Source organism: Streptomyces sp. I05A-00742, from assembly GCF_013055795.1.
Classification (GTDB): Bacteria; Actinomycetota; Actinomycetes; order Streptomycetales; family Streptomycetaceae; genus Streptomyces.
In genome coordinates this window covers 25,625-51,211 of record NZ_JABETO010000029.1, presented here as the reverse complement: position 1 = coordinate 51,211, position 25,587 = coordinate 25,625, and the positions used below count along the sequence as shown (strand labels likewise).

At 72.6% G+C, this 25,587-nt stretch carries 20 protein-coding genes and 1 pseudogene; 11 read left to right on the top strand and 10 right to left on the bottom strand.

The genetic code is table 11. The annotated features are described in order from the left end of the window. Positions 1-92: 92 nt before the first annotated feature. Both lysA and HN013_RS23730 read right to left on the bottom strand, forming a co-directional pair. Positions 93-1,436, bottom strand: coding sequence for a diaminopimelate decarboxylase (gene lysA / locus HN013_RS23735; RefSeq protein ID WP_171169522.1), 1,344 nt, complete (start codon positions 1,434-1,436; stop codon positions 93-95). Between the two features lie 110 nt (positions 1,437-1,546). Then, positions 1,547-1,966, bottom strand: coding sequence for an SAV_915 family protein (locus HN013_RS23730; RefSeq protein WP_249375313.1), 420 nt, complete (start codon positions 1,964-1,966; stop codon positions 1,547-1,549). Positions 1,967-2,395: 429 nt separating this feature from the next. Between HN013_RS23730 and HN013_RS23725 the strand changes: the two genes are divergently transcribed. Both HN013_RS23725 and HN013_RS23720 read left to right on the top strand, forming a co-directional pair. Further along, on the top strand, positions 2,396-4,153 hold the full coding sequence (locus tag HN013_RS23725) for an AMP-binding protein (RefSeq protein WP_398980601.1): 1,758 nt from the start codon (positions 2,396-2,398) through the stop codon (positions 4,151-4,153). Continuing rightward, entirely contained in the window at positions 4,150-5,781 is a 1,632-nt protein-coding gene (locus tag HN013_RS23720; protein WP_171169519.1) for an AMP-binding protein, read from the top strand. The genes HN013_RS23725 and HN013_RS23720 overlap by 4 nt, the downstream gene beginning before the upstream one ends. A 270-nt stretch (positions 5,782-6,051) precedes the next feature. On the opposite strand, the gene HN013_RS23715 is transcribed toward HN013_RS23720, so the two are convergent. After that, complete coding sequence (locus HN013_RS23715) at positions 6,052-7,053, bottom strand: NADP-dependent oxidoreductase (protein WP_171169517.1); 1,002 nt, start codon at positions 7,051-7,053, stop codon at positions 6,052-6,054. 98 nt (positions 7,054-7,151) lie between these two features. Here HN013_RS23715 and HN013_RS23710 point away from each other — a divergent pair, with 98 nt between their 5' ends. Continuing rightward, positions 7,152-8,042 (top strand): LysR family transcriptional regulator, encoded by an 891-nt coding sequence (locus tag HN013_RS23710; protein ID WP_171169515.1) that lies wholly within the window; start codon positions 7,152-7,154, stop codon positions 8,040-8,042. Between the two features lie 293 nt (positions 8,043-8,335). Beyond that, on the top strand, positions 8,336-8,554 hold the full coding sequence (locus tag HN013_RS23705; RefSeq protein WP_171169513.1) for a hypothetical protein: 219 nt from the start codon (positions 8,336-8,338) through the stop codon (positions 8,552-8,554). A gap of 19 nt (positions 8,555-8,573) precedes the next feature. On the opposite strand, the gene HN013_RS23700 is transcribed toward HN013_RS23705, so the two are convergent. The 6 genes and pseudogenes from HN013_RS23700 to HN013_RS33205 form a co-directional block, all read right to left on the bottom strand. Next, the gene (locus tag HN013_RS23700; RefSeq protein ID WP_171169511.1) at positions 8,574-9,263 is read right to left on the bottom strand and encodes a hypothetical protein; all 690 of its coding nucleotides are present in this window, start codon (positions 9,261-9,263) and stop codon (positions 8,574-8,576) included. Between the two features lie 147 nt (positions 9,264-9,410). Further along, complete coding sequence (gene gcl, locus HN013_RS23695) at positions 9,411-11,138, bottom strand: glyoxylate carboligase (RefSeq protein ID WP_171169509.1); 1,728 nt, start codon at positions 11,136-11,138, stop codon at positions 9,411-9,413. Next, on the bottom strand, positions 11,135-12,022 hold the full coding sequence (locus tag HN013_RS23690) for a 2-hydroxy-3-oxopropionate reductase (RefSeq protein ID WP_171169507.1): 888 nt from the start codon (positions 12,020-12,022) through the stop codon (positions 11,135-11,137). Before HN013_RS23690 ends, gcl begins: the two co-directional genes overlap by 4 nt. Before the next feature lie 271 nt (positions 12,023-12,293). After that, complete coding sequence (locus tag HN013_RS23685; RefSeq protein ID WP_171169505.1) at positions 12,294-13,091, bottom strand: TIM barrel protein; 798 nt, start codon at positions 13,089-13,091, stop codon at positions 12,294-12,296. Positions 13,092-13,265: 174 nt separating this feature from the next. Continuing rightward, entirely contained in the window at positions 13,266-17,123 is a 3,858-nt protein-coding gene (locus tag HN013_RS23680) for a type I polyketide synthase (RefSeq protein WP_212764725.1), read from the bottom strand. Between the two features lie 393 nt (positions 17,124-17,516). Further along, positions 17,517-17,756: pseudogene (locus HN013_RS33205) on the bottom strand (transposase); the annotation flags it as partial. A gap of 552 nt (positions 17,757-18,308) precedes the next feature. On the opposite strand from HN013_RS33205, the gene HN013_RS23670 reads away from it, so the two are divergent. The 3 genes from HN013_RS23670 (at position 18,309) to HN013_RS23660 (ending at position 20,331) form a co-directional block, all read left to right on the top strand. Then, positions 18,309-18,587: a hypothetical protein gene (locus tag HN013_RS23670; protein WP_171169587.1), complete on the top strand. Its 279-nt coding sequence runs from the start codon at positions 18,309-18,311 to the stop codon at positions 18,585-18,587. Beyond that, positions 18,584-18,961, top strand: coding sequence for a helix-turn-helix domain-containing protein (locus HN013_RS23665; RefSeq protein ID WP_398980597.1), 378 nt, complete (start codon positions 18,584-18,586; stop codon positions 18,959-18,961). Before HN013_RS23670 ends, HN013_RS23665 begins: the two co-directional genes overlap by 4 nt. Positions 18,962-19,209: 248 nt before the next feature. Further along, positions 19,210-20,331, top strand: coding sequence for a serine hydrolase (locus HN013_RS23660; protein WP_171169499.1), 1,122 nt, complete (start codon positions 19,210-19,212; stop codon positions 20,329-20,331). A gap of 124 nt (positions 20,332-20,455) precedes the next feature. On the opposite strand, the gene HN013_RS23655 is transcribed toward HN013_RS23660, so the two are convergent. Beyond that, positions 20,456-21,703, bottom strand: coding sequence for an MFS transporter (locus HN013_RS23655; RefSeq protein WP_171169498.1), 1,248 nt, complete (start codon positions 21,701-21,703; stop codon positions 20,456-20,458). Positions 21,704-21,811: 108 nt separating this feature from the next. On the opposite strand from HN013_RS23655, the gene HN013_RS23650 reads away from it, so the two are divergent. The 4 genes from HN013_RS23650 (at position 21,812) to HN013_RS23635 (ending at position 25,578) form a co-directional block, all read left to right on the top strand. Continuing rightward, positions 21,812-22,213 (top strand): helix-turn-helix transcriptional regulator, encoded by a 402-nt coding sequence (locus HN013_RS23650; protein WP_171169496.1) that lies wholly within the window; start codon positions 21,812-21,814, stop codon positions 22,211-22,213. A gap of 166 nt (positions 22,214-22,379) precedes the next feature. Next, positions 22,380-23,246, top strand: a complete 867-nt coding sequence (gene uraD / locus HN013_RS23645) for a 2-oxo-4-hydroxy-4-carboxy-5-ureidoimidazoline decarboxylase (protein WP_171169494.1) — start codon at positions 22,380-22,382, stop codon at positions 23,244-23,246. Positions 23,247-23,253: 7 nt separating this feature from the next. After that, on the top strand, positions 23,254-24,171 hold the full coding sequence (gene pucL / locus HN013_RS23640) for a factor-independent urate hydroxylase (RefSeq protein WP_171169492.1): 918 nt from the start codon (positions 23,254-23,256) through the stop codon (positions 24,169-24,171). A gap of 24 nt (positions 24,172-24,195) precedes the next feature. Further along, positions 24,196-25,578: an 8-oxoguanine deaminase gene (locus tag HN013_RS23635; protein WP_171169491.1), complete on the top strand. Its 1,383-nt coding sequence runs from the start codon at positions 24,196-24,198 to the stop codon at positions 25,576-25,578. The last annotated feature ends 9 nt before the right edge of the window (positions 25,579-25,587 follow it).

Genomic DNA, 25,587 nt, shown 5'->3' with positions numbered 1-25,587 from the left:
CGGCGTTTGAGGACGCGCGCCGCAGGCGTGCTCGGGGGTGCGGGGGCTTGCCCCCGCAAGAAACGGTGAAAGGGAGGGACCGGGGCACCCCCCTACACCCCCACATCCCTGCTCCGCAGATCCTCCACCGTCTCCCGCCGCACCAGCAGCCGCGCCCGCCCCTCCGAAACGGCAACCACCGGCGGGCGGCCGACCTGGTTGTAGCCGGAAGCCATCGACAGGTGGTAGGCACCCGACGCCGGCACCGCGAGCAGGTCGCCCGGACGAAGGTCCCCGGGAAGGGGAACGCCCTCGGCGAGGACGTCGCCGGCCTCGCAGTGGCGGCCCACGACGGTCACGGCTCGGGCGGGCGCGGAGGAGGAGCGGTTGGCGAGGTGGACGGTGTAGCGGGCGCCGTAGAGGGCGGGGCGGGGGTTGTCGCTCATGCCGCCGTCGACGGCGACGAAGGTGTGGGTGCCGGTGGTCTTGAGGGAGAGGACGCGGTAGAGGGCGACGCCGGCGGGGCCGGCTATCCAGCGGCCGGGCTCGATGATCAGGCGGGGGACGGGGAGGTCGGCGTGGGCGCAGCGGAGGGCGAGTTCGGCGGTGACGCGGTCGGCGTAGGCGGCCGGGTCGACGGCGGGGTCGCCGGGCCGGTAGGCGATGGCGAAGCCGCCGCCCAGGTCGAGCTCGGGGAAGGTGACGCCGTGCCGGTCGCGGAGCCGGGCGAGGAGGGCGACGAGCTTCCGCACGGCGACGGCGTAGGGGCCGGTCGAGGTGATCTGGGAACCCAGGTGGCAGTGCAGACCGGCGAGTTCGAGCCCGGGCTGCGCGAGGACGCGCGCGACGGCCTCCTCGGCCTCCCCGCCCGCGACGGGGAGCCCGAACTTCTGGCCCTCGACACCCGTGCGGACGGCGGCGTGCGCACCGGCCTCGACCCCCGGGACGACCCGGAGGAGCACCCGGCGGCGCTCCCCGGGCGGGACGAGGGCGGCGAGCCGGGGGATCTCGCCGAGGCTGTCGAGGACGATCCGGCCCACGCCGAGGCGGAGGGCGAGGCGCAGGTCGGCGGGGCTCTTGGCGTTGCCGTGCAGGATGACGCGCTCGGCGGGGAAGCCGGCGTGGGCGGCCAGGGCGAGCTCCCCGGCGGAGCAGACGTCGAGGCTCAGCCCCTCCTCGTCGATCCAGCGGATCATCGCGCGGGAGAGGAACGCCTTGCCCGCGTAGGCGATCTCGGCGTCCGGGAGGGCGGCGCGCCAGGCGCGGGCCCGGGCGCGGACCTCGTCCTCGTCGAGGACGTACGCGGGGGTGCCGAAGCGGTCGGCGAGTTCGGTGAGAGGGATGCCGCCGACGGCAAGACCGCCGGAGGGCGGGGTGGCGGTGGAGGCGGGCCAGAGCGGCGCCGGGGACTCGGGCGCGCGGGGTGCGGGCGGCAGCGGGGCGAGGGGGAGGGACACGGGACTTCCTTCGGGTGCCTGCGGGTTCCTGGTCGGTCGGAAGGGCCCCGGCCGGGGGCGGGGAGCACACCGCCCCCGGCCGGGGCCGGCGGTGGACGGGGCCCGGGGGATCAGCCGGGGAGCGTGGGCAGCAGGGGCGCGGGCGCCGGGCCGTCGGGGGACGGCCGGACCGCGGGGGCGGTCAGCTGGGGGTCCACGGAGACCAGGGTGACGCCGAGGGGCGCGGCGAGCGCCCGTACGGCGGGCAGGGCGAGCCGGACGGCCGGCTGGTGCCGGCCCAGACAGGCGGCGAGCCGCCCGGGGGTGGTGAAGGCGACGGCCGTCCGGACGCCGAGGGGGGTGCGGAAGACGCGGAGCGCGAAGCCGACGGGGCAGGGGCGCACGGGCACGTACAGCACGACGGGCGGTGGCACCGCCCCGCCCGGATGGGAGGGCTCTTCGGAGGACTCCCCGCCGTCGGCCGCGGGGCTGTGGGCGGCCGTCACGGCCGCCACGGCGGCCGCTTCGGCGGGGGTTCGGTTTACATGCATGACGATCCTCGGGAAGGATGAGGGACAAGTGAACCGGGGGGAAACCATGCGACGGAACAGCGGATCACCGGAGGTTCGGCCGGAGCGCCGCGCTGCTCACGGTATGCCCGACCGGGGTCCGGACGACCGTTTCCTTGACAGCCTGTTGACCCCGGCCCGGGCAGCCTTGACGGCACGTTGACGGGATGTTCGCACCGTGCCCGGCCGAGCGGCCGCCGGCGGTGGGCGCCCCGGACATGCGACCGACCGTCGTGATTCCGTGCGCCGGGTGTGCGCCCCTCCCGTGCGCCGGGTCCCACTACCACGCTGCCATAGGCGGGCAAAAAATTCGGAAGAACTGGAACGGGACGGTAATCCCGTGGAATCCCGTGTTCGCGACGCGCGGACACCCCTGCCGGGGGCTGGAAGGTCTTCGATCACCGTCGCACGATGCTCACCTGCGGATCGACGGCTCGCGCGCAACCTGGAGGACACGTGGCGGCACAGAACACGGCTGGAGCACCGGCGTCGGCCGGACCGGACGCCTTCCGGCAGGCGAGGGACTTCCTGCTCGCCCACCGGGAGGACTACCGAGCGGCCCGCGAGGGCTTCGTCTGGCCCCGGCCGGAGGAGTTCAACTGGGCGCTGGACTGGTTCGATCCGCTGGCCCGCGGCAACGGGAGCACCGCCCTGTGGATCGTGGAGGAGGACGGCGGCGAGACGAAGCTGTCCTTCGACACCCTGCGCCGCCGCTCCGACCGCGTCGCCCGCCGGCTGCGCGAGCGCGGCGTACGGGCCGGTGACCGCATCGTCGTCATGCTCGGCAACCAGGCCGAACTGTGGGAGACCATGCTCGCCGCGATGAAGCTGCGGGCCGTCGTCATCCCCGCCACCCCACTGCTCGGCCCCGCCGACCTCGCCGACCGCATCGGCCGCGGCGGGGCCCGGCACGTCGTCGTCCGGACCGCCGACACCGGCAAGTTCGCCGAGGTCCCGGGCGAGTACACCCGGATCGCCGTCGGTGGCACCCCGCCGTCCGGCTGGCTCGCGTACGAGGACGGCCCGGACCGCGAGGACGGCGACGACGAGGGCTTCGTCCCCGACGGCCCCACCCGCGCCGACGACCCCCTGCTCCTGTACTTCACCTCCGGCACCACCGCCCGCCCCAAGCTCGTCGAGCACACCCACGCCTCGTACCCCATCGGCCACTTGACCACGATGTACTGGATCGGGCTGCGCCCAGGCGACGTGCACCTCAACATCTCCTCGCCCGGCTGGGCCAAACACGCGTGGTCCAACTTCTTCGCGCCCTGGAACGCCGGGGCGACGGTCTTCGTGCACAACTACACCCGCTTCGACGCCTCCCGCCTCCTGGCCGAGATGGACCGCTGCGGCGTGACGAGCTTCTGCGCCCCGCCCACGGTGTGGCGCATGCTCATCCAGGCCGACCTGAGCGCCCTGCGCACCCCACCGCGCGAGGCGGTGGCGGCCGGCGAACCCCTCAACCCGGAGGTTATCGAGGCCGTCCGGCGCGCCTGGGGCGTGACGATCCGCGACGGCTTCGGGCAGACCGAGACCTCCGTCCAGGTCGCCAACCCGCCCGGCCAGCCGCTCAAGACCGGCTCCATGGGCCGCCCGAGCCCCGGCTTCACGGTCGTCCTCCTCGACCCGGTCACCGGTGAGCCGGCCGACGAGGGCGAGATCTGCCTCGACCTCGCCGACCGTCCCGTCGGCCTGATGACCGGCTACGCCGGCGACCCCGCGCGCACCGCCGAGGCGATGGCCGGCGGGTACTACCGCACCGGCGACATCGGCTCGCGGGACGCCGACGGCTACATCACCTACATCGGCCGCGCCGACGACGTGTTCAAGTCCAGCGACTACAAGATCTCGCCCTTCGAGCTGGAGAGCGCGCTGCTGGAGCACGAGGCCGTCGCGGAGGCCGCCGTCGTACCGGCCCCCGACCCGCTGCGGCTCTCCGTGCCCAAGGCGTACGTCGTCCTCGCCGAGGGCTGGGAGCCGGGTCCGGTGACCGCGAAGGCGCTGTTCGCGCACTCGCGCGCCGTCCTCGCCCCGTACAAGCGCATCCGCCGGCTGGAGTTCGCCGAGCTGCCCAAGACCGTGTCCGGCAAGATCCGCCGCATCGAACTGCGTGAACGCACCGCGCAGGGAGGCGGCACCGAATTCAGAGAGGAAGACCACCGGTGAGCACACCCTCGTACGCGGGCGGCCCCGTCGACACCCCCCTGCTTCGAGAGACCATCGGCGCCAGTCTCGACCGGTCCGTCGCGCTCTTCGGCGAACGCGAGGCGCTCGTCGACGTCCAGGGCGGGCGGCGGTGGACCTACGCGGAGTTCGGCCGGGCCGTCGAGGAGGTCGCGCTGGGGCTGCTCGCCAAGGGGGTGGCCCAGGGCGACCGGGTCGGCATCTGGTCCGTCAACTGCCCGGAGTGGATGATCGTCCAGTACGCCACCGCCCGTATCGGCGCCGTCATGGTCAATATCAACCCGGCCTACCGGGTCCATGAACTGGCCTACGTCCTGCGGCAGTCCGGCGTCTCGGTGCTGGTGTCGGCCGTGGCGTACAAGTCGAGTGACTACCGGCGGATGGTCGAGCAGGTCCGCGCGGACTGCCCCGCGCTGCGCGACGTCGTCTACTTCGACGACCCGACGTGGACCGGCCTGGTCCGGCTCGGCACCGGGATCCCGCGCGAGCGGCTCGCCGAGCGCGAGGCCAGGCTGAACCCCCACGACCCCGTCAACATCCAGTACACCTCGGGCACCACGGGCTTCGCCAAGGGCGCCACCCTCTCGCACCACAACATCCTCAACAACGGTTATTTCGTCGGGGAGACGCTGGGCTACACCGAAGAGGACCGCATCGCCCTGCCCGTCCCCTTCTACCACTGCTTCGGCATGGTCATGGGCAATCTCGCGGCCACCTCCCACGGCGCCTGCGTCGTCATCCCCGCCCCCTCCTTCGACCCCACCGCCACCCTGCACGCCGTCGAACGCGAACGGTGCACCTCGCTCTACGGCGTCCCCACCATGTTCATCGCCGAGCTGGACCTGCCGGACTTCGCCACCTACGACCTCTCGTCGCTCCGCACCGGCATCATGGCGGGCTCGCCCTGCCCCGCCGAGGTGATGAAGCGGGTCGTCGCCGAGATGCACATGGAGGAGGTCACGATCTGCTACGGGATGACCGAGACCTCCCCGGTGTCCACCCAGACCCGGCGCGACGACGACCTGGACCGCCGGACGGGCACGGTCGGCCGGGTGCTCCCGCACATCGAGGTGAAGATCGTGGACCCGGAGTCCGGCGCCACCGTCCCCCGCGGCGAGCCGGGCGAGCTGTGCACCCGCGGCTACTCGGTGATGCTCGGCTACTGGAACGATCCCGAGCGGACGGCGGAGGCGATCGACGCGGACCGCTGGATGCACACGGGCGACCTCGGGGTGATGGACGAGGAGGGCTACGTCCGGATCGTCGGCCGCAGCAAGGACATGATCATCAGGGGTGGCGAGAACGTCTACCCCCGGGAGGTCGAGGAGTTCCTCCACACCCACCCGAAGATCGCCGACGTCCAGGTCATCGGGGTGCCCGACGAGCGGATGGGCGAGGAGATCATGGCCTGCGTCATCCTCCGCGAGGGGGCCGGGGGCCTCAGCCGGGACGAACTGGCGCGGTACTGCCGCGGGCGGCTGGCGCATTACAAGGTGCCGCGGTACCTGCGGGTCATGGATACCTTCCCGATGACGGTGAGCGGGAAGGTGCGGAAGGTGGAGCTGCGGGAGGAGGCGGTGGCGCTGCTGGAGGGGGCGGGGGTGCGGTAGCCCGGCCCCGGTCGCTCCCTTTCACCGTTTCCCGGGAGGGCCCGGACCCCTTGAGCCGCGCTGCGCGCGGCGTCCTCAAACGCCGGACGGGCTGAACGTCGGGGCGCTGCCCCGGACCCCGGCATCGCGGCTTCGCCGCGAGGTCCTCAATCGCCGGACGGGCTGAATAGCCCGTCCGGCGATTGAGGACGCGCGCCGCAGGCGCGCTCACCGGGGGTGCGGGGGCGCAGCCCCTGCAAGAAACGGTGAAAGGGCGGGACCGGGGCACCCCTACGCCGCGGCCGTCCGGACGAGCATCTTGCCCGTGTTCCGGCCCGCCAGCATCCCCTGGAACGCCTCCACGATCCGGTCGAACCCGTCCACCACCGTCTCGTCCTGCACCACCCGCCCCGCCTGGAGGTGCGGGACGAGGAAGTCCTCCCACTCCGCCTGCGCGTCCCCGTGCTGGCGCACCAGGAAGCCCTCCAGGCGGATGGTCTTCTCGACGATGTCGTAGAGGTTGCGCGGCGCCGGCGGCGGCTCGGCGCTGTTGTACTGGGCCACCGCCCCGCACCAGGCGATCCGGCCGTGCTGGCGCATCGAGGCGATGGCCGCCTCAAGGTGGTCGCCGCCGACGTTGTCCAGGTAGACGTCGATGCCGTCCGGGGCCGCCTTCGCCAACTGCTCGGCCACCGGCCCGTCGTGGTAGTCGAAGGCGGCGTCGAAACCGAGGTCGTCCACGAGGTGCGCGACCTTGGCCGCCGACCCGGCGCTGCCGATCACCCGGCCCGCGCCCAGCAGCCGGGCGAGCTGCCCGGCGGTGCTCCCCACACCGCCGGCGGCCGCCGAGATGAAGACGGTGTCGCCGGGCCGGACCTGGGCGATCCGGGTGAGGCCGACGTAGGCGCTGAGGCCCGTACCGCCCAGCAGCCCGAGCCAGGCGCTCAGCGGTACGCCGTCGTGGCGCGGCAGCACCCGGGCGCCCTCCGCCGTCGAGACCAGGGCGTGGGTGCGCCAGCCCTCCCGGTGGAAGACCAGGTCGCCGACGGCCAGGGCGGGGTCGCGGGACTCCAGGACCCGGCCGATCGACCGGCCCTCCAGCGGGGCGTTCAGCTCCCACTCCGTGTCCATGGCCTCGCGCATGTAGGGGTCGACGGACAGCAGGAGGTTCTCCACCAGCGCGGTGCCGGGGAGCACCGCGGGCAGCGGCTCCTCGACGAAGGCGAAGTGGTCGGCGGTGGGCATGCCCTGCGGGCGGGCCACCAGGTGTACGGAGCGAAGAGTGCTGGTCATGGGCGCAACCGTAGGCCGGGCGCCGACGGCGTCCCAGCCGCCAGGATCGATGGATGGACGATTTCCATGAATGGCGTTCATGGACGTAGATTCCGGGGGTGTCACGGAACGAGCAGAACGAACCCACCCTCCCGGAGCTCCGCGTGCTGGTCGCCGTGGACGAGACGGGCACCTTCACCGCCGCCGGGGAGCGGCTGGGCCTGTCCCAGTCTGCCGTCTCGCACGCCGTACGCACCTGTGAGCGCAGGCTCGGGGCCGTGCTGTTCGACCGCGGCCGGCACGGCGCCCGGCCGACGGAGGCCGGGGCCCGGGCCGTGGCCAGGGCCCGCCGCATCCTGCGGCTGCTGGAGACGATGGGCGCGGAGACCCGGGGGGCGGGGCCCGAGGGGCTCACGGGACCGCTGCGGATCGCCGCCTTCCGCAGCGCCGCGGCCCACCTCCTGCCCGCCGCGCTGGCCCGGCTCGCGGCCCGGCACCCGGGGCTCGCGCCCGAGGTGCGGATCGTCCGGGAGATCGGCCGCGGCACGGCGGGGGAGGTCGCGGACGGCCGTGCCGACCTGGGCATCGCCACGCTCGACGGGACTCAGGCACTGCCCCCGGGGCTCGTCTCGGCGTCGCTCGTCTCGGAGCCGTACGCCCTCGTCCACCCGGCCGGCCACCCCGCCCCCCGGACGCTGCCGCTCGTCGACTGGGCCGAGAACTGCGGCTCGTACACCCGGGCCTGGTGGGCCGAGCAGGACTGGATCCCGCGGGCCACCATCGAGGCGGAGGACGACAGCGTGGTGCTGTCCATGGTGGCCCAGGGGCTGGGCATGGCCGTGATGCCGGCCCTGTCGCTGGCCGTCGTCCCGCCCTCGGTGGCCGTGACGGACCTGGGGCCGCGGCGGCCCACGCGCAGCGTCGGCTATGTGACGACGCCGGAACTGGCGCGGAGCGCGGCGGTCCGGGAACTCGTCCGGGAGCTGCGGGGGACGGCCGGTGTGCGCTGACCGTCCTGTTCCGCTTTCCGGCTCTTTTCTGCTTCTCTCTGACTTTCCCCCGGTTTTCCCTCAGTTGGGTGAAGTGCGCGGTGGATCGTTTTGCCGGGAGGTGCCCACGGGGATGCTGTGCGTGAGGACATGATCCTCGGGGGCCCCGAACTCACAACCGGGGAAACGTTTTGATGTTTCCGTGACGACCTCGTGCGGGTGATGCACGGCATGTCGCCGTAACGCCGAGGGCAGTCGTGATGTGTCTCAGCCGATGAGCGGATTAGAGGTACTTCATGCGCGACGTCGCCGTAATGACCCTCCGAGCCGCCGCGTTCCTGGGCGTGCTCTCGACCCCCGCGCGGAAGACCGCGCAGACCCCGGCCGGTGAACCGTCCACCGCCCGGGCCGGCTTCTTCCTCGACGACGTCGTCACCTCGGGCAAGGAGGCACTGGAGGCGTGGAAGCAGGAAGCGGCGGTGACGGTGAACCACGTCATCGCCCTCGGGCAGGTGGCGGAACAGCACGGGTGAGGACCGGCGGTGAGGGGCGTCAGCGCCGCCGTACCAGGTCCTCCGCACAGTCGTTGAGCGCGCGCGGCGCTCCCGTGAGGTCCATGACGAACAGGGGGAGTGCGAACCCGTCCGCGCGGGACCGGGCCTCGGTCGTATAGCCCGCGAGGGAGAAGCAGACGCCGGTCGCGTCACCGGCCAGGGCGTGCAGCCACAGGCACTCGACGTCCCGCGTCGTCGTGGGCAGCGTCGTGGGGTCCACCCGGACGACGAGCCCGGTGGCCCGTAGATCGACGACCCCCGTGCCCGCCGGCCGGTCCGGCCGCCGCACCTGGGTGAAACCGAGCCAGCGCAGATAACGCTGCGCCGCCGTGACGGCGTCGCGCTCCGTGCGGATGGCGACCGGGCGGAAGGCGGGACGGACCGGGCGCCGGGCGGCCGTACGGGCCTCGGCGCCGGGCACCGGAGGGGCGGGCTCCACGGGCAGCTGGACCACGGCCCCGCAGGAGCAGTCGAACTCCGGTCTGGGCCACTGGCCCTGACGCCCGCAGCCTCCGCAGCGGACGGCGACCCAGCCGTTCCGCCAGGTCCGGTGGACGACCAACTGCGGGTCGGCGCCGGGCGGCACGGGCAGGGTGAGGGGAGCGCCACAGGCGCAGGGATAGGTGGGCGGAGTGAACGGGTGCTCCCGGCCGCACGTCGGGCAGTGCACCGGCACGCTCTTGGCCATGTCGGCTCCAGCGAACAGGTCCGTAGGACTGAGGCACTCCATAGTCCACGATGCGGATGCCGCCGGGGGCGCGAATGGCAGAAGGCGGGTTCCGGACGGCGGCGCCGCGGCGCGACCCGGGATGTGGTGCGCCGCCGTCCGGAGGTTTCACGGCGCGGGGAGCGGCTCGTACTCCCGCACGGCGTCGATGTCGGTGCCGTGCGGGGTGTTGGCCTCGCGCTCGATCATGATCTCGACCAGGACCGGACGCGAGGTGGCGACCGCTTCCTCGCGCGCCCACTCGATGGCAGGGCGGATGTCGCCGGGCCGGACGACCCGCCGCCCTGAACAGCCGTACGCCTCCATGATCTTGACGTGATCGGTGCCGGTCTCGTCGTAGTGGATGTCGACCTGGTAGTTCATGGCGTAGGGGAGGGACGCCTGACGGATGAGGCCCAGGTACTCGTTGTTGAGCATGATCAGTACGAAGGGGACGGCGTACTGGGCGGCCACGGCCAGTTCCTCGACCGTGTACTGGAACCCGTAGTCCCCGACGACGCCGACGACCTCGGTACCGCCCCGGCCCATGCCCTCCAGGGCCTTCTTGACGCCGATCGCGGCCGGCAGCTCCCAGCCGAGCGGCCCGGCCTGGCCGCAGACCTGGTAGTGCCGGGGCCGGTGGGCCTTCTGATGCTGGCCGCCCCAGATCTGGTAGAGCCCGATGGCGGTGACGAAGTACGTGTCCGCGCCGAAGATCTCGTTGATCTCCTTGTACACGCGGGGCGCCTTGACCGGGACCGCGTCGAAGTCCTCGCGGCGGACCAGCGTCCGCTTCAGCTCGGCACACCGGGCCCGCCACGGCGCGATCCGCGGCCGCGCGTCCCGGGCGCGGGCGGCGGCCAGCAGGGCGGCCAGGAAGGCCCGGGCGTCGGAGACGACCCCGAGGTCCGGCCCGACGACCCGTCCGAGCTGGGTGGGTTCGACGTCCACCTGGACGAACGTGCGCGACCCCCGGTAGACCGAGAGGTCCGCCCCGGTGTGCCGGTCCCCGAAACGGGCGCCGACGGCGAGCACGAAGTCCGCTTCGAGGAACGAGGCGTTGGCATACCGCTGGGACGTCTGGATGCCGGTGGTGCCCATGTTGAGCTCGTGGTCGTCCTCGACGACGCCCTTGCCCATCAGCGTCACCTGGAAGGGCACGCCCAGCTCCTCGACCAGCGCCCGGAGTTCCACCGCCGCCCCCGCGGTGATCACCCCGCCCCCGGCCAGCACCAGCGGCCGTTCCGCGGCGAGCAGCAGGTCGAGGGCGGCCTCGACGGACGGTCCGTGCGGTGGGCAGGTGCGGACGGGCAGCCGGCTGTCGGTCTCCGGCGCGTACGGGATCTCGCGCCGGGCGACGTCCAGCGGGATGTCGACCAGCACCGGGCCCGGCCTGCCCTCCCGCGCGGTGCGGAACGCCTCGCGGAACACCCACGGGAGCTGAGCCGCCTCCTTGACCTGCACGGACCACTTGGTGACCGGCCGGGCGACCGCCACGATGTCCACCGCCTGGAACGCCTCCTGGTGCAGCTTCCCCGACACCGCCTGGCCGGTGACGCACACCATCGGGACCGAGTCCGCGAACGCCGTGTAGAGGCCGGTGACGAGATTGGTCGCGCCCGGACCCGAGGTCGCCAGGGCCACGCCCACGCGCCCGTTGGTCCTGGCCCACCCGTCGGCCATGTGCGCCGCGGCCTCCTCGTGCCGGACGACGAGGTGCTCGATGCGGCCGTCCGCCTCCAGCGCCTGGTACAGCGGGAGGATCGCCGCGCCCGGGCAGCCGAAGACGGTGTCCACGCCCTCGTCCGCCAGAATGTGCACCACCGCCCGCATGGCGGGGATCCTGGGCGCCCTCATGCGGCCGACATCCTTTCCACCCCGCGCAGCAGCGCCGAGTGGTCGAGCCCGCCGTCCCCCTGCGCCCGCACCGCCGCGACCAGTTGCGCGACCAGCCCGCCCAGGGGCAGCGCCACCCCCGCCTCGCGGGCCGCCGACGTCACGATGCCCATGTCCTTGTGGTGCAGATCGATACGGAAGCCCGGGCTGAAGTCCCGGGTCAGGAACACGTGTTTCTTGCGGCTCAGCACGGCCGACCCGGCCAGCCCCCCGTTCAGCACGTCCAGCGCCGTGGCCAGGTCCACCCCGGAACGCTCCAGGAAGACCACCGCCTCCGCGCACGCCTGAAGCGTCGCCGCGACAATCAGCTGGTTCGCCGCCTTGACCGTCTGTCCCGCGCCGTGCGGGCCGCACAGCGCCACCGTGCCGCCCAGGACGTCGAAGAGCGGCCGCGCCGCCTCGAAGTCCGCCCGGTGCCCGCCGACCATGATCGACAGGTTGCCCTCGATCGCGCCCGCCTCGCCGCCCGAGACGGGGGCGTCCAGGACGCGCAGGCCGTGGTCCGCGCCGGTGCGGGCGAGGGTGACGGCGGTGCGTGGGGTGACCGTCGACATGTCGATGAGCAGGGCGCCCGGGCGGGCGTGCGCCAGGATGCCGCCGTCGCCGTGGGCGACCGATTCGACGTCCTCGTCCGCCGGGAGCATCGTGATGATCACGTCGGCGTGGCGGACGGCTTCCGCCACGGTGGTGGCGGGGGTGCCGCCTTGGGCGGCGAGGCGGTCGAGTTTGTGCGGTTCGAGGGTGTGGCCGGTGAGGGGGTAGCCGGCTTTGAGGAGGTTTTCGGCCATGGGGGAGCCCATGATGCCGAGGCCTGTCCAGGCGATTCTGGGGAGTTGGGTGGGCATGGGGGTCCTTTCGGGGGGTGGGTGCGGGTTGTTTGGGGGTGGGGTGGGGTGCCCCGGGCCCTCCCTTTCACCGTTTCTGCGGGGAGGGCCCCGCGCCCCCGGTGAGCGCGCCTGCGGCGCGCGTCCTCAAACGCCGGACGGGCTGAAGTGTGCGCCCGGGCGCGAAACCCAGCCCGTCCGGCGTTTGAGGACAGCGCGCGCAGCGCGCTTCGCGGGGGTGCGGGGGCTTGCCCCCGCAAGAAGCGGTGAAAGGGCGGGATCGGGGCACCCCTCACCCCACCCGCCCGCTGGCGGCCCGATACTCCATCCCGATCCACCCGCCGTACCCGGCACCCCGCAACCTCCCCGCCAACGCCGTAAAATCGAGCCGCCCACTCCCGGGCTCCCCCCGCCCGGGAAAGTCCGCGAACTGCACATGCCCGGCCACACCCGCGTACCGATCGATGACGGCGTCCAGATCCGCACCCCCCACCGCGAGGTGGTACAGGTCCATCAGAAAGCGGGCGTTACCGAGCCCGGTGGCGGCATTGACCCGCGAGGCGACCGCGACCGCCGCGTCGGCGGTGACCAGCGGATAGTCCGGGGACTCCACGGAGTTGAGCGCCTCGATCAGGACGCAGGCCCCGACCTCGTGCGCAGCCCGCGCCGCAAGGACGAGATTCTCCAGGGCGAGCGCGTCCTGCACCTGGGGATCAAGGCCGGCAACGCGGTTGCCGTACAGCGCGTTGAGCCCGGTACAGCCCAGTGAACCGGCGAACTCCGCCACCACCTCGACGTTGGCGCGGAACCGCTCGGACTCCCGGCCCGGGAGGGAGAGGGCCCCGCGGTCGGGCCCGGGCAGCCGGCCCGCGTAGAAGTTGAGCCCCACGAGCCGGGTCCCGGCATCGGTCAAGGCCCGGCGCAGGGCGTCGAGTGCAGAGGCCGACGGAGTGGGAGAGCCCGGCCAGGGCCACCACAGCTCGACGGCGGTGAAGCCGGCGACGGCAGCGGCGGCGGGGCGTTCCAGGAGGGGGAGTTCGGTGAAGAGGAGCGAGAGGTTGGCGGCGAGCCGGTGATCGGGGAGAGGCATACGAGGAAAGCCTTTCCGTATAATGGAAGTTGAAGTCCACTCAACGGAAATGAGAGTGCAGGCCGACCCGACACCCTGTCAAGGGGCGCCGCGCAAAGGACGACCGGCCCGCGCGCGACGTCGAAACGCCGCAGCACGGACCGGTCGTGTGTGCGGGGGAGGGAGAGGGAAGGGTTACGCGTCCCCGCCCAACTGGCCGGCCACGTAGGCCGCGAGGCCCCCGGCCGTCGGGTGGTTCCAGAGGACCGTGACGGGCAGCCGGATGCCGAGCAGCTTCTCCAGCTGGCCGCAGACGACCATCGACATCACCGAGTCGAGGCCGAGGTCGGTCAGGGGCCGGTCGCGGTCCAGCTCGGCGGTCGGGATCTTCATCTCCCGGGCGAGGCGCCCGCAGACCTCCTCGTCGATACGGGCGGCGAGGACGTCGGCCGGCAGGGAGCGCCAGTCGACGGGAGCCGCCGCGTCCGCCCCGGCGGCCGATGCGGCCTCGGCCTCGGACGCGGCCGCGCGGTCGGCCGGCACCTCGGAGCGCAGGGCGCCGAACCGGGTGCCCGGCAGCCAGGCGCAGAGCCGGCCGCTCTCGTCGCTGATGACGATGTCGACCGTGTCCGTCTCTGGGTCCACGAGCCGGATGTCCACCACACCCGTCTCGGGAGCCTCGCCCACGACGCGCACCTCACGGATGTGGGCGGGCATCCGGACGGTGGGCGGGCCGCCGTAGATGACCGGGACGACGCCGAGGGCGGCGTCCAGCAGCGGCGCCCAGGTGGTCTGGTCACCGGGCACGGTGGGGGCGTGGATCACGGCGCGCAGGACGTTCTCGCCCTTGAGGAGTTCGCGCACCTCCCACGGCCAGGCGATGCCCTCGACGCCGATCGCGTCGAGCCGTCCGATCACCACCGACGGGTCGGCGGTCTCCAGGTCCTCCGGTGCCCGCACGGTCAGGAAGCCGGCCGGGAACGGAGCGGCGCTGTCGGCCATCGTCGAACCGGAGGTGTGCGTCAGCCAGTTGCCCGGACCGCCCTTCGCCCCGACCGGCCGGGTGCTCAGCCGCAGCGTCAGCCCCTCCTGCACCACCTGCACCTCGCGGGACGAGGCCAGGGCGATGGGGAAGCGCAGCGAGAGGTCGAAGAGCGCCTTGCTCCCGCCCGCGCCCGGGGCGGCCTCCAGGAAGGTGTGGATGATCGAGGACGCGGGCACGATCGAGGCGCCGTGCAGGGAGTGACCGCCGGGGAAGGGCCTGCTGGCCTCGTCCAGGACGGTGTTCCAGACGCGCAGCGGGGTGCCGTTGGCCGTGGCGAGGTCCACGGGGGCGCCGAGCAGGGTGTGGCCGCTGATGTCGTGCTGGTGGGAGACGACCGCGGCGGCCGGCAGCACGGCGTCGAGCCAGTGGCGGCGGTGCTGCCAGACGATCGGGGGCAGTTCGGCCGGGTGCGCGGCCGGGTGGTGGAGCGACCAGTCGATCTCCGCCCCATGGGCGTGCAGACCGCCCAGGGCGGCCAGCAGCGTGCGCAGTTCGGGCTTGTCGCGGCGGAGGCTGTGGCCTACGTGGGCGCCGTTGACGTCCAGGTGGGCCAGGGTCTCGTTGATCGAGTGGGAGACCACCGGGTGCGGCGAGACCTCCAGGAAGCGGCGGTACCCGTCCTCGACGGCGGCGGTCACCGCCTCCGCCAGGCGCACCGGTTCGCGCAGGTTGGACACCCAGTACGCGGCGTCGTGCGGGGCGTCCGAGCGGGGGTCGGCGAGGGCCGTGGTGTAGAGCGGGACCTCGGGGGTGCGCGGCGCCAGCTCCTGGAGGCCGTCGCGCAGACCGTCCGTGAGCTCCAGCATGTGCCGGCTGTGGAAGGCGACGTCGGAGTTGACGTTCCGGACCGGCAGGCCCTCGGCCTGCCAGTCGCGGACCAGCGCCGCCACGGCCTCCGCGTCGCCGGAGACCACCGAGGACAGGGGCGAGGAGGCGATCGCGGCGGAGATCCGCGCGTCGTCCGCCAGCCGCGCCGCCACCTCGTCGAAGGGCAGCCCGACCATGGCCATCGCGCCCCTGCCCGCCACCCGGCGCAGCAGGGCCGACCGCCGGCCGCTCAGCCGGGCGCCGTCCTCCAGGCTCAGCGCACCGGCCACCACGGCCGCGGCGATCTCGCCCACCGAGTGCCCGATGACGGCGGACGGCCGGTGGCCGTGCGCCCGCCAGACCTCGGCGAGGCCCACCTGCACCGCGAAGATCATGGACTGGGCGCGGTCGACGGACTCGAAGTCGCCGTCGGCCAGGGCCTGCCGGGGCGAGAAGCCCAGCTCCTCCTGGAACACCGGCTCCAGCGTGTCGATGACGGCCGCGAACTCCGGTCGCGTGGCGAGCAGTTCGGTGCCCATCCCGGACCAGTGCGAGCCGTGCCCGGAGAACACCCACACCGTCCCCGGGTCACCACCCCCCGGCCGGACGGGGACGGCACCGGTGACGACGCCGTCGAGCTGCTGCTCCCCGGTCTCGTCGGCGGCCAGCTCGCGCAGCCGTGCCACGAGTTCGGCGCGGCCGTCGGCGACCACGGTGGCCCGGTGCTCCAGGTGGCTGCGGCGGGTGGCCAGGGTGTGGCCGACGGCGGGCAGCGGGGTGGTGGGGTGCTGCTCCAGCCAGTCGGCGAGGCGACGCGCGTAGGCGGTGACCCCGGCGCGGGAGCGGTAGGAGAGGGGGTACGCGCGGACGGCGCCGTCGGGCTCCGCGGCCGGTTCCTCCACCGTGGCGGGCGCCTCTTCGAGGACGATGTGGCCGATGGTGCCGCCGTAGCCGTACCCGGAGACGCCCGCCCGGCGCGGGGTCCCGCCCTTGGGCCACGGCTGGTGCTCGGTGACCAGCCGCAGCCCCCACTCGTCCCAGGGGATGTCGGGGCTCGGCTCGCTGGTGAGGACCGTGGCGGCCAGCTCGGCCTCGCGCAGCATCAGGGTGGCCTTGATGATGCCGGCGACCCCGGAAGCGGGCTCCGCGTGGCCGATGTTGGACTTCACCGAGCCGATCCAGCAGGGCTTGCCGTCCGGCCGCCCGGTGCCGAACACGGCGTGCAGGCCCGAGGCCTCGACCGGGTCGCCGAGCCGGGTGCCGGTGCCGTGCGCCTCGATGTAGCCGGCGGTGGCCGGGTCCAGGCCCGAGCGCTCCCAGGCGAGACGGAGCAGATCGCGCTGGGCGTCGGGGTTGGGGGCCATGATGCCGTTGGTCGCGCCGTCCTGGGCGACGGCGGAGCCCCGGATCACCGCGAGGATCCGGTCGCCGTCCCGCTCGGCCTCCGACAGCCGCTTGAGCACCAGGACGCCGCAGCCCTCGGCACGCCCGTAGCCGTCGCCCTCGGCGTCGAACGGCTTGCTGCGGCCGTCGGGGGAGAGGGCGCCCGCCGCCTCCAGGGTGAGGGTGTAGGCGGGCGACAGGATGATGTTGACGCCGCCGGCCAGGGCGAGCGAGGTCTCGCCGGTGAGCAGGGACTGGCAGGCCAGGTGCACGGCGACCAGGGACGCGGAGCAGGCCGAGTCGAGGACGAAGCTGGGGCCGTGCAGGTCGAGGACGTGCGACACCCGGTTGGCGATGCCGGTCAGCTGGGCGCCGATGCCCGTCCACGGCTCGATCCGGGGCAGGTCCTCCAGCAGCCTGCGCCCGTAGTCGTCCGAGCAGGTGCCGATGTAGACGCCGGCGTCGGAACCCGCCACCGAGCGGGGGGCCATGCCCGCGTGCTCCAGCGCCTCCCACGCCACTTCGAGGACGAGCCGCTGCTGCGGGTCCATGAACTCCGCCTCACGCGGCGTGATGCCGAAGAACTCGGCGTCGAAACCGTCCACGTCACCTATGAAGTTGCCCGGCCGCTCGGCGCGGCGCAGGGCCTCCGAGAACTCCGGACTGATCTTTGTGTAGGGGCGCCAGCGGTCCTCGGGGGTGGATTCGACGGACACCTTGCCGCCGGAGAGGAAATTCCAGAACGATTCCGGGGAGTCGATGCCGCCGGGGAACCGGCAGCCGATTCCGATGAGTGCGACCGATTCGTGCTGCTGCATGCGCGTCATTCCGTTCGTCTCGGCAGAACATGACGGTGGGTCGGAGCAGGGCAGAACAAGGCGGAACAGGGAAGGGGGGCGGCCGGGCACGCCGGAGGGGGAGCGGTTGGCGGAAACGGCACAGGTGTTTCCGTCGGGGCTCCGTCGAATACGGCGCGGGGGTGGCCGGAAAGAGTGTTCAGCGGGGGGAATTCACCCCGCGGCGCGTCCGGCGGCGGCGGGAACGCGCCAGAGCGCGTCCGGTGGCGAGGCGTCGCCGGACCGGGCCGCGGACACCGCGTACGCCGATGAGGCGGAGGAGGCCGCGCGGGCCCGGATGCGGCGGCAGACGGTCAGCGTCCAGTCGGAGCGCGCGCAGACGGCACGGCGTTCGGCGGCCGCGCACAGCAGGTCCCACAGGCCGGCGGCGGTCCACTCGGTGAAGCGCCGGTGCACGGTCTGCCAGGAGGCGCCGAACACCGGCGGCAGGCGGCGCCAGCTGCACCCCGAGCCCGCCACGAAGACGATGGCGGCCAGGACCTCACGGTCGTCGGCCCGGCGCTGGCCGCCGCCCTGGGGCCGTTTCGGCGTGGGTGGTATGGCCTCCTTCGCCAGGTGCCACAGGTCGTCCGGGACCAGGCGCCCGGTGAGCACCGTCGGTGCCTGAGCCGGCAGGGACAGGGCGATGGGCCGCGGGAGCGGAAAGTCCGTCGGTGTCGGGCGGGTCGGTAACGCGGGTGTGCTCACATCGTTCTCCGTAATCGCGTGGGCGCGGTATGGGAACTGGGGTGGCGCGGGCCGTTGGCCCGGTGCCGCGGCGTTCGGTGTCGGCCCGGCTTCCGGTTGCTTCCGTGACCCGCGGTTTTGCGGAGCATTCGGGACGTGTGGCCGGAGATCCCGAAAGAGCGTCATTAAATCGTTGGCCAACACAATGATGGATGTACCATCACAGAAGCGGCAATGTGATCCACGTCACTAAATGCTTTTCATGTCTCACTTGGTGAACCCTTTTCAGAACTCTTCATAGGACACGCCGTGGAGCCTCGTGGACCCCTGTCGGCGCCCTGCCGGACGCACCGGAGGCGGTCACCGTACGTGGCGGGATCCCCCGGTCGTCCACGACGCAGAGTGAACCCTCTTTCGAACCCACAAAGTTGAGCGCTGACCAAGTGAGACGCCGGGCCGTGCCGTTACCGTGGCCGCATGGTGCGCTTGAGAGTGGAATTCACCACGGAACCGTTCGACCTCGACCGGCCGCCGCGGCATGCCGTCGTCGCCCGCGAGGTGGTCCAGGGCGCCGACCTGGACTCCGTGGACGTCGGCCCCTTCGGCAACACCGCCGAGGGCCGCGACGACGCCGTCCTGGCCGCCGTGGGCGAGCTGTTGCGCCGGTCGATAGGGGCGGGTGCCACCCGGATCTCCTTGCAGGTCAACGTCGTCGACGAGGCCCCCGGCGCCACCGGAACCCCCGGGGCCGGATCGTGACCGCCTCCGCCTCCGCCTCCACCGGCGCCGAGCGCTTCCGCGCCGCGATCACACCCCTCGTCGACGCGATGGGCGGCCAGTTGCTCGACCCCGGCCAGGCCGACCCCGACGACGTGGTGCTCAGCTGGGAGGGCCACGAGGTCGTCGCCGTCCGCCTGCCCCACCTCGCCGACTCCCTGGAGCGCATCCTCGCCGACCTCGAACGCCGCCACGGCGTACCGCTGGCCCGCCTGGACCGCAAGGCCAAGCAATCGGTCGTCCGCAACCTGGAGGCCCGCGGCGCCTTCGCCCTGCGGCACGGGGTGGAGACGGTCGCCGCGGCGCTCGGGGTCAGCCGGTTCACCATCTACAACTACCTCAACCGCACGGACTGAGGCGGCGATTGGGCGTGGGCCCCGGCTGTTCGCACAGGGGGTGAGTGCTCCTTGCACCCGGCTGCCGGGCGGGGGCTGCGCCGGGGTCGTGGCGGGCCCGCCATCCGCTCATTATTCGGAGTCTGCTGCGCGCTGACAACCGACTACCGGACGATGCCAAACAAGCACTTCAGCCTCATTCTGTCACGTGGGACAAAGAACATGAGCAGTGCGGACATCAGCTGTGCTGCGTCGACGGAGAGCGAGTCATGCGAAGAATCTGGTCGATATTCACCCACGCGGTCATCGCCGTGGCCGTACTGACGGCGGCGGCGGAACCCGTCAGCGCGGCACAGTCGCCGTCCGATCCATCCCGCGAGGTCCAGCAAGTGCTGGATGTGCTCACCACGAAGGGCGGAGTTCCCGGCGCTCAGGCGGCCTTCGGCGGCAGGAACGGCTTACCGCAGGTGCTCAACAGCGGTGTTGGCGACCTCAGGACCGGTCGGCCCTTCCCCGTGCCCTCCACCGCGCGGATCGGCTCGCAGACCAAGGTCTTCGTGGCCACGGTCGTTCTGCAACTGGTCGGTGAAGGCAGGATCGAACTCGACCGGGACATCGACCACTACCTGCCCGGCCTGATCCGGCACAACGGCAACGACGGCCGCGAGATCACCGTGCGGCAGCTCCTGCAGCACCGCAGCGGTCTGCCGGAGCATGAGGACGATCTGTACGCGATGGGCATCGAGAAGGTCCGCTACCGGCACTTCACACCGAAGGACCTGCTCGACCTGGCACTGGACGAGCCGCCGGTCTTCACTCCGGGCACCAGCTGGTCCTACAGCAATACCAACTACATCGTGGCCGGCATGCTCATCGAAAAGGTCACCGGACGGTGGTGGGGCACCGAAGTCACCAACCGGATCATCAAGCCGCTCGGCTTGTCCAGAACCGCGGTTCCGACCGGCTACGGCATCCCCGGACCGCATCCCAGGGGATACATCACGGTGGAGGACGGCCGCCGCATCGACATCACCGAGTTCGACATCTCGATGGCCGATGCCGCGGGCAGCATGACCTCGGACGGTCCGGACCTGATCAAGTTCTACGACACCCTGCTGAACACCAACAAGCTGCTCAAACCCGACCAGCTGGCCGCGATGAAGACGACCTCGAAGACGGGTGGCAGCATCGAGTACGGGCTGGGCATCATCAAGGCCAAAAAGTCATGCGGTGACTTCTGGGGCCACGACGGGCAGGTCTTCGGCTGGAGCACGGCCGCGGGCATCACGACCAACGGTGGCCGGGCCGCCGTGGTGCTGAACGACACGATCAAGGGCGCGGAACAGAACGACTATCTCGACACCGCCATGGACAAGGCGCTCTGTTCCTGATCCGGCCGGCCGGTTGCCCGGCGCCGACGACCCCTCCCTCCCTCCGCGGATTCGCCGTGTAACGAACCGCGCGAGGCCGGGCAGGGAGGGGGAGTCGGCCGGGTGTGCCGCCCGGTGGGAGGTGCTATTCGGCCGGGGAGCCGTGAGCGCCGGCCCGGGGTGTGACCTGCGCGGCGGCGGTGTCCGTGCCGCGCTCGAAACGTCCTGTCAGCACGGTGATCACTGCCGCGGCCACGGTGAAGCCCGCGCCGGCCCAGGCGAGGCCGGCGGAGCTCCCCGAGCCGAGGATGCCGGCGCCGAGCACGCTCGACAGCGAGATCGCCAGATACATCACGGCCGCGTTGAGGGAGACGAGCAGCGGCTCGGTGCCCGGAGCGGCGAAGGCGATGATGCGCTGCTGCTGCGGAGCGGTCACCGACCAGGACCCGATACCGCTCACGGCCGACAGGACCACGGCGACGGCGAAGGAGGAGTGGGCGACGGCCATCAGCGCGAACGCCACGGTCAGCAGCGAGGTCGCCGCGATGACCACGGTGCGGGGTCCCCTGCGGTCGGCCAGCCGGCCCGCGGTGAGGTTGCCGGCCGTGCCGGCCAGGCCGAACACCAGCAGCAGCAGCGCCACCCGGCCGGCGTCCCCGGCCGTGGCGGGCTCGAAGACCGCGCTGATGTAGGTGTAGGGAAGGTAGACGCCGGTGAACGCGATGAGTGTGCAGGCCAGCACGCCGGCGACCCGGCGGTCCGTGAGCGGGGCGAGCCGTCGGCGCAGCCCGGCGCGGGCGGCGACCGGGATGTCGGGCAGCCGCAGGGCGATGACGGGGACGACGAGGAGGGCGAGCGCGGTGACGAACCACATGGTGGCCTGCCAGCCCAGCGCGTTGCCGATCGCGGTGCCCAGCGGTGCCCCCAGGGCGAGGGAAGCGGTCAGGCCGACGGTCACGATCGCGATGGCACGCCCCCGCTGCTCGGCTCCCGCCAGCGTGGCGGCGGTCGCGCCCGCGTTGGGGGTGAACATCGCGGCGCCGGCCGCCGCGATGACGCGCGAGACCAGCACCAGGGTGTAGTCCGGTGCGACCGCGGTGACGACGTTGCCGGCGGCGAAGACCACGAGCGCGAGGATCAGCACGCTGCGCCGTGACCACCGGGAGGTCACGGTGGCGAGCACGGGGGACAGCAGAGCGTAGGCCAGCGAGAACACGCTCACGAGTTGGCCGGCCGCGCCCGTGGAGACGTCGAGCGAATCGCTGATCTCGGGCAGCAGCCCCGCGATGACAAAGGCGTCCGTCCCGACCGCGAAGGTGCCCAGGGCCAGCACACAGGCATGCACCCGCCAGGACCGCTGGTGTGTGCCGGTGACCTGCACGGTTTGTGTCATGAGTACACCCCGAGTGTCGATGGACGTCATCTATGTCGATGAGCATCGCAATAGTAGTTCGATGTGTATCGTAGCTGTCGAGCTACATCGAACAAGCGTGGAGGCGGGATGCGAAGGTCGAACCAGGAGGCCCGGCTGCCCCAGCCGGACCTGGCCGCGGTGGAGATCGGGACGGTGCTGCAGGCCCTGGCCGACCCCGTCAGGCTGCAGATCGTCCGCCTGCTCAGCCGGCTGGGACACGCCCCGTGCGGCGGGCTCGACGTCCCGGTCAAACGCTCGACCGTCTCCCACCATCTACGGACCCTGCGCGAGAGCGGCCTGGTCGAGACGCACCTGCAGGGCAACACGCGTATCAGCGCGGTGCGCCGGGAGGAGCTGGACCGGCGCTTCCCCGGACTGCTCGCCTCCATCCTGGACGCCGCGCCGGCGGTGACGTCCGGCCCGGAAGGAACCGCCGCCTCCGGAGAATCCGGAGCGGGGGAGGAGGGCGGCTCGGGCGGGGGACGGTAACAGGACGTTTGTGCAGGCAGCCGGCTCACCGCGCGGAAGGGGCGGCGGTTGGCCACGCGGTCCGATCGGGGCAGCCTTTCAACAAACTGTTGACGTCGGGGTGTCCGGGGCGTTAGCTATCCGCAGCTTGTTTCCGAGCGCGGCGAGAAGCGCCACGGAGGTTCCCGTGACTGCGAGTTCGACGCCGGGGCTGACCCGGTTCAACGCGGCGGAGGACGGCGCTGCACGCGCCGCGCTGCTGGAGGTCTGCGCGAGTTCGGCGTGGGTGGCCGCGCTGCTGGCCCGCCGCCCGTACCCCGACGCCGAGGCGCTGTTCGCGGCCTCCGACGCAGCGGTGGCGGCGCTGGACGCGGCGGGTCTCGCCGAGGCGGCGGACGGTCATCCGCCGATCGGGCGGCCCGCACCGGACGATTCCGTCTCGGCCCGCGAGCAGCGCGGCATGGCCGACGCCCCGGCGGACCTCGCCGCCGAGATGCGCGAACTCAACCACGCCTACCGGGAGAAGTTCGGGCACATTTTTCTCGTCTGTGCCGCCGGACTGACCGCCGACGAGCTGCGGGAGGCACTCCGTCAGCGGATCGGCAACTCACCTGATAGCGAACGGGACGTCGTTCGGCGGGAGTTGGGCCGCATCAACCGCCTGCGGCTGGCCCGGCTCGTCGCCGCCGCCTCGGACGGGGAAGCCGCACCCGCCGGAGCCACGGTGTCCACCCACGTCCTGGACACCGCCGCCGGCCGGCCCGCGGCCGGTGTGACCGTGACGCTCGCCGTACGAAGTCAGGGCGCCTGGACGGCGCTCGCGGCGTCCGAGACCGATGGCGACGGCCGGTGCACGGATCTTCCCGCGCTGCCGGGGGACGTCACCCACGCACAGCTGCTGTTCGAGGTCGGACCCCATCTGTCCCGTGAGGGAGCCGGGGGCGCAGCGTTCTTCCCGGAGGTGACGGCGGCGTTCGCCGTCGCGCCGGGCGAGCACTACCACGTACCGCTGCTGCTCAGCCCCTTCGGCTACTCCGTCTACCGAGGGAGCTAGCACGCCCATGACCGAAGCCGCCGGCCGGCCCGTGCTCGGCCAGAACCAGTACGGCAAGGCCGAGTGCCATGTCGTCAGGGTCACGCGCGAGGGCACCACCCACCACATCAAGGACCTCGACGTCTCCGTCTCCCTGTCCGGCGAGATGGCGGAGGTCCACCGCTCCGGCTCCAACGCCAATGTGCTGACGACGGACACCACCAAGAACACCGTCTTCGCCTTCGCCAAGGAGCGGGGGATCGCCTCCGCCGAGGAGTTCGGCATCCATCTCGCCCGGCACTTCGTCACCGGCCAGGAGGCCATCCACCGCGCGCGCATCCGCGTGGAGGAGCACACCTGGGACCGGATCGAGGTCCCCGGCGGGGGCGACGCCCGGCACTCCTTCGTCCGGGCCGGGCGTGAGACGCGCACCGCGCAGATCACCTATGACGGCGCGCGCTGGGAGGTGATCTCCGGCCTCAAGGACCTCGTCGTCCTCAACTCCACCGGCTCCGAGTTCCGCGGCTTCGCCCGCGACCGCTACACCACCCTGCCCGAGACCGGCGACCGCGTCCTCGCCACCGAGGTCAACTCCCGCTGGCGGTACGGATGGACGGACGACGAGCGGCCCGCGCCGCGGTGGGACGACCGCTGGACGCGGGTCCGCGACCACCTGCTGCACGCCTTCGCCGGTACGTACTCCCACTCGCTCCAGCAGACGCTGTACGCGATGGGCGCCCGCGTCATCGACCACCACCCCGAGATCGACGAGATACGCCTCTCCCTCCCCAACAAACACCACTTCCTCGTGGACCTGGAGCCCTTCGGCCTCAAGAACAACCACGAGGTGTACTACGCGGCCGACCGCCCCTACGGCCTCATCGAGGCCACCGTCCTGCGCGAGGGCGCGGAACCCGGCATCCCGGTGGACCTGACCCGCCTCTGACCCCCACCGCCGAAGGGCAATCCCGTGACAGCACCGCCGACCCGCATCGTCATCGAGAACTGCGCCCTCGCGACCGTCGACGCGCACGACACCGAACACGCCTCCGGCCACCTCGTCGTCGCGGACAACAGGATCGAGTCCGCCGGCCCCGGTCCCGCCCCCGAGGGGCTCACCGGCGTCGTCCGCCGGGTGGACGGCACCGGCCACCTGGCCACCCCCGGGCTGGTCAACACCCACCACCACTTCTACCAGTGGCTCACCCGCGGCCTCGCCCAGGACGCCGTTCTCTTCGACTGGCTCACCGCCCTCTACCCGGTGTGGGCGCGCATCGACGAGCCGATGGTGTACGAGGCGGCCCGCGCGTCCCTCGCCATGATGGTGCGCGGCGGCGTCACCACCGCCATGGACCACCACTATGTCTTCCCGCGCGGCAGCGGCGACCTGCTCGGCGCCGAGATCCGCGCCGCCCGCGAACTGGGCGTGCGCTTCCACCCGACGCGCGGGTCGATGGACCTCGGCGAGTCCGCGGGCGGGCTGCCGCCCGACTTCGCCGTGGAGACCACGGACGCCGCGCTCGCCGCCACCGAGGAGGCGATCGACACCCACCACGACGCGTCGCCCGGCTCCATGCTGCGCGTCGGCGTCGCGCCCTGCTCCCCCTTCTCCGTCTCCACCGACCTGCTGCGCGAGGCCGCCGTGCTGGCGCGCCGCAAGGGCGTCCGGCTGCACACGCACGGCTCGGAGACCGTGGAGGAGGAGCGGTTCTGCAAGGAGCGGTTCGGAATGGGCCCGACCGACTACCTGGACTCCACCGGCTGGCTCGGCGACGACGTGTGGATGGCCCACTGCGTCCACATGAACGACGCCGACATCGCCGCCTTCGCCCGCACCGGCACCGGCGTCGCCCACTGCCCGTCCTCCAACGCCCGCCTGGCCGCCGGCATCGCGCCCGTCCCCGCCCTGCTCGCGGCGGACGTCCCCGTCGGCCTCGGCGTGGACGGTACCGCCTCCAACGAGTCCGGCGAACTCCACACCGAGCTGCGCAACAGCCTGCTCATCCACCGACTCGCGGGCGGAGCCGATGCATTGACGGTCCGTCAGGTCCTGCGGATGGGGACGTACGGCGGCGCGCGGGTCCTCGGCCGGGCGGACGACCTGGGGTCGCTGGAGCCGGGCAAGCTCGCCGACGTGGTGCTGTGGCGGCTCGACGGGCTCGGCCACTCGACCATCGCCGACCCGGTGGCCGCCCTCGTCCTCGGCCCGCCCGCGCCGGTCCGGCTCTCGCTGGTCAACGGACGGGTGGTCGTCGAGGACGGGCGGCTGGTCACCGCCGACGAGGAGGACATCGCCCGGAGCGCCCGCGCCGAGGCCCGGCGCCTGGCCCGGATCGCCGACGGCGACCGATGACGGCCCCGG